This window comes from Alitabrizicola rongguiensis, assembly GCF_021491355.1.
Lineage (GTDB): Bacteria > Pseudomonadota > Alphaproteobacteria > Rhodobacterales > Rhodobacteraceae > Aliitabrizicola > Aliitabrizicola rongguiensis.
Map to the genome: position 1 here is coordinate 171,674 of NZ_JAKENF010000005.1, position 13,166 is coordinate 184,839.

Sequence of the window (13,166 nt, forward strand, 5' to 3'; positions counted from 1 at the left end):
CTCAAACCCATGTCCGGCGCAGCGCAGGTTGCAAACCCCGACCCGTCGGCGGTGAAGCATCGCGGTCTCATCACCATCGGCATCATGCTGGCGACGATCATGCAGGTGCTCGACACCACGATCGCCAACGTGGCGCTGCCATCGATGACCGGTGACCTCGGCGCGTCGCAGGACACGATCAACTGGGTGCTGACCTCCTACATCGTCGCCGCCGCGATCATGACGCCGGTCACCGGCTGGTTGTCGGACCGCATCGGCAAGCGCGAGCTGTTCCTGATCTCGATCATCGGTTTCGTCATCACCTCGATGGCTTGCGGCCTTGCCTGGAGCCTGCCCAGCATGGTGGCTTTCCGCCTGCTGCAGGGCGTCTTCGGTGCGGCCATCGTGCCGCTGTCGCAGACGATCCTTCTGGACATCAACCCGCGCGAGAAGGCCGGGCAGGCGATGGCGATGTGGGGGGCGGGCATCATGGTCGGCCCGATCATCGGCCCGACCCTCGGCGGCTGGCTGACCGAAAGCTACAACTGGCGGTGGGTGTTCTTCATCAACCTGCCGGTCGGTATCGTGGCGCTGGCTGCCTGTGTAATCTTCCTGCCCCGCGCCCCGCGGCGGCTGCGTCGGTTCGACTTCTTCGGTTTCGCGTTGATGTCGCTGGCGATCGGCGCGCTGCAACTGCTGCTCGACCGTGGGGGCGAGGTCGACTGGTTCAACTCGCCCGAGATCTGGGCCTACCTGCTGATCTCGATCGCCGGGTTCTGGGTGTTCGCCGTGCATGTCTTCGGTGTCGAGCATCCGTTCCTTGACCCGAAAATCTTTGCCGACCGGAACTTCACCATGGGTCTGGTCTTCATCTTCATCATCGGGATCGTGCTTCTGGCGAGCCTTGCCCTTCTGCCGCCGATGCTGTCGCGCATCTTCGGCTATCCGACGATCACCACGGGTCTCGTGATGGCCCCCCGCGGAGTGGGGACGATGATCTCGATGATCCTCGTCGGGCGACTGGTCAGCCGGTTCGACCCGCGCAAGCTGGTCGTGCTGGGGCTGGCGCTGACCTCGGCTTCGTTGTGGATGATGACGGGCTTTTCTCCGCAGATGGACAGCATGCCGATCATCGTTTCCGGTGTGGTGCAGGGGCTGGGTCTCGGCCTTGTCTTCGTGCCGCTGTCCACGGTCGCCTTTGCGACACTCGACCAGAAGTTCCGTGCGGATGGCACCAGCCTGTTCAGCCTGGTGCGCAACATCGGATCGTCCATCGGCATTTCGGTGGTCTCGGCGGTGCTGACGCGCAACGTCCAGATCAACCATGCCGAATTGGGCGCGTCGATTTCGCCCTACAATCCCATGGTCCAGCAGATTTCGCCCCTGGCGGCGCAAGGGAATTCGGCGGCCCTGTCGCAGCTTGACCAGCTGGTGAACCAGCAGGCCCTGATGGTGTCCTATGTCGACGACTTCAAGCTGATGATGATGATCACGCTGGCCGCGATCCCGCTTGCCTTCCTGCTGAGCCGGCCGAAACCCCATGCAGGCGCCGCGCCGCATGCCGCGATGGCAGACTAACCATCGGGTCAAGCTTCGGTAATTTTGGGATTTTTGGCTCCGGCGGTAGGGATCGAACCTACGACCAATTGATTAACAGTCAACTGCTCTACCGCTGAGCTACGCCGGAACACGGGGGGGTCTATAGCAAGGCTCTTCGGGGGCGTCCAGAGCCAAATGCGGGAAAAATGTCAGGAGGAAGGACGGGCCGAAGTCGGAGGCGAAACCAAGGCAAAGGCAGTGGCAGTGCCGGCTTCAGGCGTGACGGAGACCCGCTTTCGTTCAAGAAGATCAACAAGATGGGCGATGACATTGCGCTCGGCGGCCGGCAACAGGGCCGGGGAGATGTCGGTATAGATCCGGCGCGTCAGCGTGGCCGTGTCGGCCGGGCCACCGGCAAGGGCGGAGAGGATCTGCGCCTCGCGCGACCGGCGATGCGCGGTCAGTTCCGCAAGTCGCCCCGAGGGGTCGGTCACGATCTCACCATGGCCCGGCATCATCTGCGACCAGCGTCGCGCCGACAGGCGCGCCAGGCTTTCCATGTAGGCGCCCATGTCGCCCTCGGGCGGCGAGACGATCGAGGTCGACCAGCCCATCACGTGGTCGCCCGAAAACAGCAGATCGCCCCAGGCCAGGCAGATGTGGTTGGCAAGATGGCCCGGCGTATGAATTGCCTCGATCTCCCATCCAGCGCCTGCCAGGCGCCGGCCGTCGCCCAGCCGTTCATCTGGGACGAAGGTCTCGTCTACGCCCTCGCCAGCCACGGCGAAGGGCGCAGCAAGGCGGGTTGCGACCTCGCGCTGTCCGTCAAGCGCCCGCCCGAAGGCGAAGACCGGAGCGCCGGTTCGCTCGGCGAGGATCGGTGCCAGCCCTGAATGGTCGCGATGGGCATGGGTGACGATGATCTGGCCGATCTTCTCGCCCGGATCCAGCCGGAAGAGGATCGCTTCAAGATGCGCGGGCAGGGCAGGGCCGGGGTCGATCACGGCGACCGTCCCTTCTCCCAGGAGCCATGTGTTCGTCCCTTCCGCCGTCAGGGGCGAGGGGTTGGGCGCCAGGACGTGACGCAGCCCGGCGGGCAGCTTTCCATCCATTGACCCTGCGGCTAGGATCGGTGCCATGTTCGCCCTCATCAAACCCTTCCTTCCGCGCGGACTTTATGGCCGCGCCGCGCTGATCCTCATCGTTCCGGTGGTGGCGATTCAGATCGTCGTGTCGCTGGCGATCATCCAGCGTCATTTCGAAGGTGTCACGCGCCAGATGACCGAAGGCGTCGTGAACGAGGTCAATCTGGTGCTGGAGGAGATCGACCATGCCGGCACCCTCGCCGAGGCACAGGCCCATATCGCTCGGATTGCCGCCCCTCTGACGATGCAGATCGACCTGCCGGCAGACAATGTGACGACCGAGGATAAACGCGACCTTTTCGATTTGTCGGGGCGGATCGTGATCGAGACGTTGCGCGCCGGCGTCCCGGGGCTCAGGGCCGTCAACCTTTCCACCGAGAACGACGACGTCAGGATGCTGGTCGATACCAGCCACGGCCCGGCATCGCTCACCGTATCGCGGCGGCGGGTGTCGGCCTCGAACCCGCATCAGCTCCTGGTCTGGATGATGCTCACCTCGGTGCTGATGACCGTCATCTCCTATGTCTTCCTTCGCAACCAGCTGCGGCCAATCAAGAAACTGGCAGAGGCCGCAGAGGCCTTTGGCAAGGGCCGTTCTGTGCCGTACCGTCCGCGCGGCGCGCTGGAGGTGCGGGCGGCAGGAGCGGCCTTCCTCGACATGCGGGCGCGGATCGAGCGACAGATCGAGCAGCGGACCCTGATGCTCTCGGGCGTCAGCCACGACTTGCGTACGCCGCTTACCCGGTTGAAGCTGTCGCTTGCCCTGATGCCCGACGATCCCGAGGTGCGCGAGGCCCTGCGCGACGTGGCCGACATGGAACGGCTGGTCGACGAGTTTCTCTCCTTCGCGCGCGGCGACGCGATGGAAGTGCCGGTCAGCACCGATCCGGTTGCCCTTGTCACACGCGTCGTCGAGAACGCCCAGAGAACCGGGCAGACGGTGGCGCTCACGATCGAGGGAGGGGGCGCTGCGCTGCTGCGTCCCGACGCCGTGGCGCGTGCGGTCGAGAACCTTGTCGGCAATGCCGCGCGGTTCGGCCGGCGGGTCGAGGTCTCGGTATCGGTCACGGAGCGGTCGGTCCGGATCTGCGTCGAGGACGATGGCCCCGGCATTCCGGAAGAACGCCGCGATGAGGCGCTGCGCCCCTTCACCAGGCTCGACGCGGCCCGCAACCCCAACAAGGGCGGTGGCGTCGGTCTTGGTCTGTCGATTGCCGCCGACATCGCCCGCAGCCATGGCGGAACGCTGACTCTGACGGAAAGCCAGAGGCTTGGCGGCCTCAAGGCCGAATTGATCCTCGCGCGCTAGAGAGGCGGCCCGGCCTCCCGACCAAGCGGATCGAGGATGCGTCCGCCTGCTGCGCGGGCATCGTCGCTGTCGTGGGTAACCAGGATCGCGGGAAGTCCTCGAGCGCGGATCTGATCAAGGACGAAAGCGCGGATCCGGGTGCGTAAATCGGCATCGAGCCGGGAAAAGGGTTCGTCCAGCAGAAGGGCATGGGGCTCGGCCAGAAGCGCGCGCATCAGGGCGATCCGGGCGCGCTGACCGCCAGACAGGGTGGCGGGGTCGCGATCGGCATAGCCGTGCAGGCCCGCCTGATCGAGCGCGGTCTCCACGGCCTGCCGCCGGGCCGCCTGTCCGTGGATCCTCGCCGGCAGCGCAAAGGCAAGATTGGAGCCGACCGATAGATGCGGGAACAGGACGTCGTCCTGAAAGAGAAGTCCGATCCGGCGCGCACGGGTCGGCAACGGGGTGACATCCTCGCCATCAAGCAGAACCCTGCCCGTCAGTCGGAACTCTGGCCCGAGAACGCCAAGGATGGCTGCAAGCGCCGTGGATTTCCCCGAACCCGACGGCCCCATGATCGACAGGACTTCGCCCGGCGCCACTGCAAGGTCGAGAGCGACGAGCGTCGCGCCGTCCTTGGTCACGCACAAGCTGTCAAGCACCAGTCCGGTCATGTGGCCCTCATCCCCTGGCGGTTGCGAAAGACGAGAGCTGGGATCGCCAAAGCCAGAAGGAAACCGGCGGCAGGCAAGAGCATCTGCAAGACGGCATAGGCGCCGATGATCCGCCGGTTTCCTCCCGAGGACAGGGCGACTGCCTCCGAGGTCAGAGTTGTGATCCGCCCGCCGCCGACCAGGAGTGTCGGCAGATACTGGCCCACTGAAACCGCAAGCCCAACCGCTGCAGCCGTCAGAACCGGGCGCAGCAGCATTGGCAGGCGCAATTGCCAGAAGGTTCGCGTCTCGCTTGCGCCGAGCGCGGCCGCCGCAAGGGCGATCCGCCCGTCCCAGGCTCGCCAGGGCGGAGCGAGCGACAGGAAGATATAAGGAAGCACGAACACCAGATGTGTGGCGGCGACCGCCAGCAACGTGTCAGCGGCCCCGATCGAAAGGAAAAGCACCTGAAGCCCAGGCAGGAATGCCGTCTGGGGCACGATCAGTGGCAGATAGAGAAGCCACATCGCCGCGGTGCCGGGGGCAAGCCGGAACCGCGCTTCGGCTTCCAGACAGCCGAGGCAAAGGGCAAGGGCTGCGCCGGTCGAGATCAGTGCGATCAACAGGGTCGTGCCCCCGGTGGCCGTCAGGCTTGGTGCGGTGCGCATCCAGGTCGCAAGGCTCAAGGGCGATGGTAGCGCCTGGGGGAAGGGCCAGAGGCCCGCCACCGACCAAAGCCCCATGCCGATCATCCCGCCGCCGACGAGGAAAACGATGATTAGCGCCGACGTCGTAGCGCCGGGCGCGATGAGACGGTCAACCGTCTGACAGCGCCGCCCGCTTTCGGCCCAATGACGCCCGATCCGGGCGATCGGGCGTTCGGCAAGTCGTGCCAGCACCAGCACGGTCGCGACCAGCGCGAGTTGGAGGAGCGCCCCGGCCGCCGCCGGTCCGCGCCAGGACAGATCGGGATGCATCATCCAGGCGGTGACCTGAACCGAAAGCGGGGGCGGAAGGCTCGGGCCGAGGATCACGCCCATGTCCACCGCTGTCGTCGCATAGCCAAGAACCGCATAGACCGGCAGGCGGAGTTGTGGCCAGACAGCCGGCAGAACGGCCAAAAGCCAGCCCCAGACCCGCCCGTAGCCGAGGCTCTGCGTCAGCATCATGCGGCGCGCCGCGTCGGCCTGCGGCAGGGCCGCGAGCAGCATCAGAAGCAGGAATGGTATTTCCTTGACCACGAGCCCGAGCGTCAGCGCAATTCCGGCCGTATCGTTCAGGATCAGAAGGTCGGGCGGTGTTGACCATCCTGTTGCCCAGGGCGAGAGAAGCCGGGCGATCCAGCCCGAGGGTGCGATCAGGAAGGCCAACCCGAGGGCCGCCGCCGCATGGGGCAGGGCCAGAAGCGGCGAGAGCGCGTGCATAAGGAGGCCGAAGCGCCGTCCGCCGTGCAACGCTGCGACGATCGCGAGGCTGACGGCAACGGCAAGCACGGTCGAGACAACCCCGGTCACCAGCGACAACCGGATCGCGCCACCAAGGCCCGGCCAGTCGATAAGTCGTTCGATGGCATCGGTTCCGATCAGCGGCAGCACAGTGCCTGCAAGGCCCGCAACGACCGGCCCCGCCATCAGAAGCAGCGTCAGCGTCGGGATCTGGCGCAGGACGGAGGCCTGGCTCAAGGGGCCACACCGTAGCGCGTAATCCAGTCTGCGGCGATCCGCGTCATCCAGCTGGCATGTGGCTCCAGCAGCACCGGACGAAGCGCTTGTGGCGGCAGCGTCGCAACCCCCAGCTTCAGCCCTTCGAACCGGGCGCGGTCAGCGGCCGACAGGGCATCGAGGTTCAGGACCGTCTGAAAGCCGAGAACGTCGGGGTCCTGCGCCCGCGCCTGCACTTCCGGGTCAAGCAGGAGGTTGGCGATGACCAGCGCCCCGGCGCGGTGGGCGGCGTTGAAGGGGATGGCGACGAAGCTTGCATTGCCGATGGTGCCGTCCCGCCAGATCATGGTGCGCACCGTATCCTGCAACTCGCCCGCCGCTATCGCAGCCGAGGCGCGACCTGGATTGAAGGCAAAGGAAAGATCGGTCTCGCCATCGGCCAGCAGCTGTCCAAGCGCCGGCTCGTTGGCGGGATAAGCCTTGCCTTGCCGCCACAGCGACGGGGTGATCGCATCGAGCCAGGCCCAGAGTGGCGCGGTCGCGGCGGCATAGTCGGCGTCACCGACCGGCTTGAGCAGTACGGCCGGGTCGGGCGTGACGTCGTAGAGCACCTGCTTGAGAAAGGTCGCGCCCAGATAGTCTGGCGGCTGCGGATAGGTGAAGCGGCCCGGATTGGCCTTGGCCCAGTCGAGAAGGGCCGAGGCAGAGGCAGGCGGCTGGGGCAGGCGGGCGCTGTCATACTCGAAGACAAGCTGTGCCATCGCCCAAGGGCTTTCCAGCCCTCCGGTCGGCTCGGTGAAGTCCATCACGGTTGCGGGTTTGCCGACGGCATCTACCAGGGGCCAGTTGGGCAGGTCCTCGGCGAAGGGGCCGAACAACAGGCCCGTGCCTTTCATGGCCGCGAAGTTCTCGCCATTGATCCAGATGAGGTCCACCGCGCCGCCCGACGTCTTGCCGGCTTGTCTTTCAGCCAGCACGCGTGCGACGGCATCAGCGGTGTTGGCCAGCTTCACCTGCTCGAGGCGAACGCCGTAGCGTGTCTCTGCCTGTTGCCCGACCCAAGCGATGAAGTCGTTGATCTTCGGATCTCCGCCCCAGGCGTGCCAATAGACTGTCTGACCCCGTGCCTCGGCCAAGACGGCCTCCCAGTCCATGGGGGCCGGACCTGCCCAGGCGGGCAGGGCAAGGCACAGGGCGGCGGCGGTCAGCATGTCGCGGCGGGTCGGCATCGGCTTCCTTCTCGGCAAGGGCGCTCGTCCGGCCCATCCATCGGAGCCACAAGATGCCGCGCATGGCGTCGCTGGCAAGGCCCGTCATGGTCACAGCCGGTTGCAAGCGTCCTTCCCATCTGGAAGTTTCGCAAGAAGGGAGACCGGGATGCTGGATGCGGCGATGCGGCGGGTGATCGACCCGCCTCTTAACGGGATCGGGCGAAAGCTCGCGGCGCGGGGCGTTACGGCCAACGCGGTGACTTTGGCCGGCCTTGGCTTCGGTCTTCTGGCGGCGGCGCTCATCGCCCTCGGCGCTCCAGCAGCCGCGCTCCTGCCGTTGGCGCTGTCGCGGCTGGCCGACGGATTGGATGGAGCAATCGCGCGAAGCGTGGGCAAGACCGATTTCGGCGGGTTTCTCGACATCACCTGCGACTTTCTCTTTTACGCCGCCGTGCCGCTTGGCTTCGTTCTGCTCGATCCCACGGCCAACGCGCTGCCGGGCGCCACATTGCTGGCCAGCTTCTACGTGAACGGGGCGAGCTTTCTGGGCTTCGCCATCCTTGCCGCAAAGCGCGGCATCGAGACGCGGCAGCAGGGCGAGAAATCGCTCTACTACAGTGCCGGGCTGTTGGAAGGGACCGAGACGATCCTGTTCTTTGTCGCCATCTGCCTCTTCCCAGCTTTGTTTCCCCTGTTTTCATGGGGTTTTGCCGCGCTTTGCCTCGTCACGGCGACGGCGCGGGTTCTGCTGGCGTGGCGGCTCTTCCGCGGTTAGAGTTTTCGGGCATCTTGCCACAAGAAAATCTGTAACGAGTGATTTCGGCGACGGGCCGCTCTTGCCGTGCAGGACCTCATGTGGCAAACCCGAATCTGCGAAAACTAGACGGAAGAGTTCAGTTATGACGGACTTCGCCACCCGCCGCACGATGATGGTCGATACGCAGGTCCGCCCATCGGACGTGACCAAGTTTCCCATCATCGAAGCGATGCTGACGATCCCGCGCGAGGCCTTCGTGCCGGCCAGCCTGCGGGAAGCGGCCTATGTCGGGGAAAATCTCGAGATTGCGCCAAACCGGGTCGTTCTGGATCCGCGCACGCTGGCCAAGATCCTTGATGCCGTCGATATCTCGCCAAGCGATCTGGTGCTCGATGTCGGCTGCGGCCTTGGCTATTCCTCAGCCGTCGTCGCTCGTCTGGCCGAGGCAGTGATTGCCGTGGAAGAAGATGCGGCGCTGGTTTCGGAGGCCGAACTCGCGCTGGCGGGGCAGGGCGTGGACAATGTCGTCGTCTTCACCGGGCCGCTTTCGGCGGGTTCTGGCAAGCATGGCCCCTATGACGTGATCCTGCTGCAGGGCGCGGTCGAGACGGTTCCGGAGTCGTTGCTGGCTCAGCTCAAGAACGGTGGTCGAATCGCGGCCATCTTCATGTCGGGCGCGCTGGGGACGGTTCAGATCGGCCTCAAGGCAGATGGCGTGGTGACGTGGCGGTCAGTGTTCAACGCCTCTGCCCCGGTGCTGCCGGGCTTCGAGGCACGGCACGCCTTCGCTTTGTAAGACAGGACTGGAATAGATGAAGGCCGCGCGCACCGTGAAACCAATCCGTTCAATCCTGGCGGCGGCTCTGCTGGCCTGTTCGTGCCTGACGCCGGCCTGGTCCGAGACGTTGACGGACGCACTGGTATCTGCCTACCGCAACTCGAACCTGATCGAGCAGAACCGCGCTGTCCTTCGCGCCGCCGACGAAGACGTGGCGCAGGCTGTCGCCTCTCTGCGCCCGGTGATCCAGTTCGTCACCTCGGGCCAGTATGGCTACAACGAGACCATTACCTCGCTTGGCCTTCCGGTCACTGTCGAGGGGACGACCGGCAACTACGGCCTGCAGGCTTCGATGACGGTCTACGATTTCGGCCGTACCCAATATGCCATAGAAGCTACGCGGCAGACGGTTCTGGCCACGCGCGAGGCGCTTCTGCAGGTCGAGCAGCAGGTTCTTTTGGCGGCCATCAGCGCTTTTGTGGATGTGCGCCTTCAACAGGAAATCGTGGCGCTGCGCGAGAACAACGTGCGGGTGCTGAGTGAAGAGCTGAAAGCCACGCAGGACCGGTTCGATGTCGGCGAAGTCACGCGCACCGACGTCGCTCAGGCGCAGTCGAGCGTCGCCGAGTCGGAGGCGAACCTTGTCGCCGCGCAGGGTGCGCTTGCTTCGGCACGGGAACGCTACAAGGCGGCGACAGGCAATTACCCGGGCAACCTGACCGCTCCGCCGCCGCCACCGCGCACCGCCGCGACATTGGACGAGGCCAAGCAGATCGCGCTTCGGACCCATCCGGCCATTCGCCAGGCTCAATACCAGGTCGCCGCAGCCGACTTCGGCGTGCAGCGCGCGAAGGCCAACATGCGCCCTTCGATCAGCGGTACGGCGCAGCTGTCGGTCAATGACGGCGGCTTCCAGGAAAACGGTCTTGGGATGCAGTTCAGCCAGACCCTTTATGCCGGCGGTCAGCTTGCGTCGATCATGCGTCAGGCAATCGCCAACAGCGACGCGCAGAAGGCCAATTTGGCGCAGCAAGGCGTCGTCGTTGCGCAGGATGTGGGCATCACCTGGGCAGACCTCGATGCCGCCGAGGCGTCGCTGACCTCGACCGAGCAGCAGATTGCCGCGGCCGAGATCGCCTTCGAAGGCGTCCGCGAAGAGGCGAATCTGGGCGCCCGGACGACGCTCGACGTGCTGGACGCAGAGCAGACGCTGCTCGATGCCCGCGCCTCGCGGCTGCGGGTGCTGGCCACGCGCTATGTCAGCACCTACAGCCTGCTTGCCTCGATGGGGCTGCTGACGGTTGACCACCTGAAGCTTGGAATCCCGACCTACGATCCCGCGGCCTACTACAACGCGGTGCGCAACGCCCCGGCCCACAGCGCCCAAAGCAAGAAGCTTGATCGGATCCTCAAGACCATCGGCCAGGACTGACCCGTAGCTGATCGCGAAACGACGGATTTCCGCTCTGGCTGTTGTGTCAGGCGCAAAGCGGGACTACCATCTGTGCGAGGCTGCAAGAGGCGCGCATGTCGGAACCGATGACGAATGTCGAGATCGAGGATGTGCTGTCCTCTATTCGCCGGCTCGTATCGGAGGATTTTCGCGCGCCGCCGTCAGGCCACGTAAAGACAGTGGAAAAGCTGGTCCTGACGCCGGCCCTGCGGGTCGTCTCCGACAATGACGCGGCCGAGGAGCCGGTTGATCTCCATTCGATCATTACGACCGAGGCTGCAGCGGCCGTCGTCGAAACGGCCCTCTCTTCGGCGCAAGACGAATGGGAACCGGATGGCAGCGAGCCCGGCGCTTCGGACTGGGCGTCGCAGTGGAATGTCGAACGCGACCGCATGGTGCGCCTGCATCTCGGCCAAGCCGGGGGCGCGGCCGTTTCGGAAGAAGATGGGGCCGAGCCGGTCGAGGACGATCCGAAAGTCCGTTTCCGTGCCGAAGCAAATGACGACAGCGCGTTCCTTGCCGAGGACGAAGTGGCGCCCGGCGAAGACGATCTGCGCGAGATGGTGCGCGAGATCATCCGGGAGGAGCTTCAGGGCGAGTTGGGAGAGCGGATCACCCGCAGCGTTCGCAAGCTCGTCCGCGCCGAGATCAACCGGGCTCTGGCGATGCACGACATCCGCTGATCCCCGAAACCGCAGAATGCAAGAGGCGCGCCGACAAGGCGCGCCTCTTGGTTTCCGGGACCGCAGATTGCGATCAGGCCGCCTCGGCCTCGAGTTCCAGCGCGTGGCGACGTTCGCTTTCCTCGCGCGACAGCGCGACCGAGGTGCGCACACCCTTCGCCACAAATTCCATCAGGCCCTTCACGACCCGCTCGTTCGGGTCGATCCCGGCGCAGGACAGCACTTCGCGCCCGTCGCGCGAGCGCGCCCACCGGGCGATCTGATCGGGACCGTTCCCGTATTTCTTGTCATCCGCGATCGCGTCGTCGAGCGCGGCAAGTACCACGGCGGCAAACAGCTTCCGGGCCCGCTGACCCTGCTCGAAATTGAAAGCCGTGCCGTCAACGAAATCGACCATCTCGTCGTCCTTTTTCTTGCTCTTGCGTTTTGGGCGTGCCGCGGAATATGGCAATTGCGGCGCGATTCGGGTGCTCTGGTTTGGAATGACTGTCATGCATCCTTAGCATGGCTCATAGGCCCTGACTACATGATCTGGTCGCATTGCCAGCCATTCGGACCCGAGATATAGGGGCGGGCAAACGCACTTCAACCCTTTGTCAAGGTTTTGCCACAAATGGCGAAGATCAACGGAAACGAAATCCGACCCGGTTTTGTGCTGGAACATGATGGCGGTCTGTGGGCCGCGGTTAAGGTTTCCCACGTCAAGCCCGGCAAGGGCGGCGCCTTCGCGCAGGTCGAAATGAAGAACCTCCGCGACGGCCGGAAACTGAACGAACGGTTCCGTTCGGAAGACAAGGTCGAAGAGGTCCGGCTCGACAACAAGGAGCAGCAGTTCCTTTACGAAACCGACGGGCGACTGGTGTTCATGGATGCCGAAACCTTCGAGCAGATCGAGATCGATGCAGAACTTCTGGGCGACCGCCGGCCGTTCCTGCAGGACGGCATGACCGCGATTGTCGAATACTTCGGCGATGAGCCGCTGTCGGTCCGTCTGCCGCAGAAGGTCCGCTGCACGGTTGTCGAGACCGAGCCGGTGGTGAAGGGCCAGACCGCCGCAAACAGCTACAAGCCCGCCGTGCTCGACAATGGCGTGCGGCTGATGGTGCCCCCTTTCATCAGTCAGGATGAGGAAATCTGGGTCCATACCGAGCTGATGGAATACTCGGAGCGCGTCTGAGCTCTTCCGATCCGATTTTTCTGCGAAAAATCAGAAATTTCGTTCAGGCATCCAGCCAGACCTGCGCCGCACCGGCCTGCATCGGCCCTTCGGCGCGGTCGAAGCGCAGATGCGCCAGCGCCCGGTCGCCCGACCGAGTAAAGAGCGTGCCCGCTTCCTTACCGTCCGACAGCACGGACGTGCCTGGCGCGGCCTCCCCCGCGATCCGCACCCGCGCGAGACCCTTGCGCAGGTCCGTCTTGTGCTTCATCCGCGCGGTCACTTCCTGGCCGACGTAGCAGCCCTTGCGGAAATCGACGCCGTGCAGGCGTTCAAATCCCGCCTCGAGGATGTAGCTGTCCTCAGGCACGAGTTCGATGCCGGTCTCGGGGATCAGATGCTCGACACGGATCGCGTCCCAGTCGATCGATGGCGCGACGCCCGGTTCGGAGGAGTAGAGCCTCCAGCCAAGCGCGGGATGGCGCGGATCGGCCATCGCCCCCGCGGGCGCGTCGCCAAGCCCGCGCTGGACATGTAGCGGCAGCACCTCCAGCGCCACATCCGCGCGCAAGCGGTACATCGTCAGCCGTTTCAGCAGGGCGGGGGCGAGGTCCGACTTCACGTCGATCAGGTAACGCTCGCCTGTGTTCACGACGAAGAAGTCGGCGAGATACTTGCCCTGCGGCGTCAGGAGCGCCGCCCAGACGATGCCCGCTGCCTTCTCGAGCGGGCGAACCTCGTTCGACACGAGCCCGTGCAGGAAATGGATGGCATCCGCCCCCGAAAGCCCGATCACCGTCCGGTCTGCCGCCGCCTCGCCCTGCATCGTGTGCTCCTGTGCTGGATAAAAGGATAAGGAGCGG

General features: G+C 65.1%; 13 protein-coding genes and 1 tRNA gene. 7 read left to right on the forward strand and 7 right to left on the reverse strand.

The genetic code is table 11. The features are described from left to right. Nucleotides 1-9: 9 nt before the first annotated feature. Complete coding sequence (locus L0V05_RS19120) at nt 10-1,557, forward strand: DHA2 family efflux MFS transporter permease subunit (protein ID WP_234873096.1); 1,548 nt, start codon at nt 10-12, stop codon at nt 1,555-1,557. Between the two features lie 34 nt (nt 1,558-1,591). Here L0V05_RS19120 and L0V05_RS19125 read toward each other — a convergent pair. Together L0V05_RS19125 and L0V05_RS19130 are read right to left on the reverse strand one after the other, a co-directional pair. Beyond that, nucleotides 1,592-1,666: transfer RNA gene (locus tag L0V05_RS19125), tRNA-Asn, on the reverse strand. Nucleotides 1,667-1,727: 61 nt separating this feature from the next. Continuing rightward, on the reverse strand, nt 1,728-2,657 hold the full coding sequence (locus tag L0V05_RS19130; protein WP_234873097.1) for an MBL fold metallo-hydrolase: 930 nt from the start codon (nt 2,655-2,657) through the stop codon (nt 1,728-1,730). Here L0V05_RS19130 and L0V05_RS19135 point away from each other — a divergent pair. Further along, the gene (locus L0V05_RS19135; RefSeq protein ID WP_234873098.1) at nt 2,656-3,972 is read left to right on the forward strand and encodes an ATP-binding protein; all 1,317 of its coding nucleotides are present in this window, start codon (nt 2,656-2,658) and stop codon (nt 3,970-3,972) included. The two genes, L0V05_RS19130 and L0V05_RS19135, sit on opposite strands and share 2 nt — an antisense overlap. Here L0V05_RS19135 and L0V05_RS19140 read toward each other — a convergent pair. Genes L0V05_RS19140 through L0V05_RS19150 form a run of 3 tightly spaced genes read right to left on the reverse strand, consistent with a single transcriptional unit; the run spans nt 3,969 to nt 7,494 of the window. Next, nucleotides 3,969-4,625 (reverse strand): ATP-binding cassette domain-containing protein, encoded by a 657-nt coding sequence (locus tag L0V05_RS19140; protein WP_234873099.1) that lies wholly within the window; start codon nt 4,623-4,625, stop codon nt 3,969-3,971. The genes L0V05_RS19135 and L0V05_RS19140 overlap by 4 nt on opposite strands. After that, nucleotides 4,622-6,235 (reverse strand): ABC transporter permease, encoded by a 1,614-nt coding sequence (locus L0V05_RS19145; protein ID WP_234873191.1) that lies wholly within the window; start codon nt 6,233-6,235, stop codon nt 4,622-4,624. Before L0V05_RS19145 ends, L0V05_RS19140 begins: the two co-directional genes overlap by 4 nt. Nucleotides 6,236-6,282: 47 nt before the next feature. Continuing rightward, on the reverse strand, nt 6,283-7,494 hold the full coding sequence (locus L0V05_RS19150) for an ABC transporter substrate-binding protein (protein WP_255683860.1): 1,212 nt from the start codon (nt 7,492-7,494) through the stop codon (nt 6,283-6,285). A gap of 148 nt (nt 7,495-7,642) precedes the next feature. On the opposite strand from L0V05_RS19150, the gene L0V05_RS19155 reads away from it, so the two are divergent. The 4 genes from L0V05_RS19155 to L0V05_RS19170 all read left to right on the forward strand — a co-directional run bounded on the left by L0V05_RS19155 (nt 7,643) and on the right by L0V05_RS19170 (nt 11,147). Beyond that, a complete protein-coding gene (locus L0V05_RS19155; protein ID WP_234873100.1) occupies nt 7,643-8,251 on the forward strand; it encodes a CDP-alcohol phosphatidyltransferase family protein in 609 nt (202 codons plus the stop codon). A gap of 124 nt (nt 8,252-8,375) precedes the next feature. Continuing rightward, nucleotides 8,376-9,029 (forward strand): protein-L-isoaspartate O-methyltransferase family protein, encoded by a 654-nt coding sequence (locus L0V05_RS19160; RefSeq protein WP_234873101.1) that lies wholly within the window; start codon nt 8,376-8,378, stop codon nt 9,027-9,029. A 16-nt stretch (nt 9,030-9,045) separates the two neighbouring features. After that, nucleotides 9,046-10,443 carry a TolC family outer membrane protein gene (locus tag L0V05_RS19165; RefSeq protein ID WP_234873102.1) on the forward strand — a complete coding sequence of 466 codons (1,398 nt, stop codon included), beginning with the start codon at nt 9,046-9,048 and terminating at the stop codon, nt 10,441-10,443. A gap of 95 nt (nt 10,444-10,538) precedes the next feature. Beyond that, nucleotides 10,539-11,147: a hypothetical protein gene (locus L0V05_RS19170; RefSeq protein ID WP_234873103.1), complete on the forward strand. Its 609-nt coding sequence runs from the start codon at nt 10,539-10,541 to the stop codon at nt 11,145-11,147. A 73-nt stretch (nt 11,148-11,220) separates the two neighbouring features. Here the strand turns inward: L0V05_RS19170 and L0V05_RS19175 are convergent, their stop codons facing one another. Next, nucleotides 11,221-11,544 carry a DUF6280 family protein gene (locus L0V05_RS19175; RefSeq protein WP_234873104.1) on the reverse strand — a complete coding sequence of 108 codons (324 nt, stop codon included), beginning with the start codon at nt 11,542-11,544 and terminating at the stop codon, nt 11,221-11,223. A 216-nt stretch (nt 11,545-11,760) separates the two neighbouring features. On the opposite strand from L0V05_RS19175, the gene efp reads away from it, so the two are divergent. Then, nucleotides 11,761-12,324 carry an elongation factor P gene (efp, locus tag L0V05_RS19180; RefSeq protein WP_234873105.1) on the forward strand — a complete coding sequence of 188 codons (564 nt, stop codon included), beginning with the start codon at nt 11,761-11,763 and terminating at the stop codon, nt 12,322-12,324. A 43-nt stretch (nt 12,325-12,367) separates the two neighbouring features. On the opposite strand, the gene ygfZ is transcribed toward efp, so the two are convergent. Next, the gene (gene ygfZ / locus L0V05_RS19185) at nt 12,368-13,129 is read right to left on the reverse strand and encodes a CAF17-like 4Fe-4S cluster assembly/insertion protein YgfZ (protein WP_234873106.1); all 762 of its coding nucleotides are present in this window, start codon (nt 13,127-13,129) and stop codon (nt 12,368-12,370) included. Between the last annotated feature and the right edge of the window lie 37 nt (nt 13,130-13,166).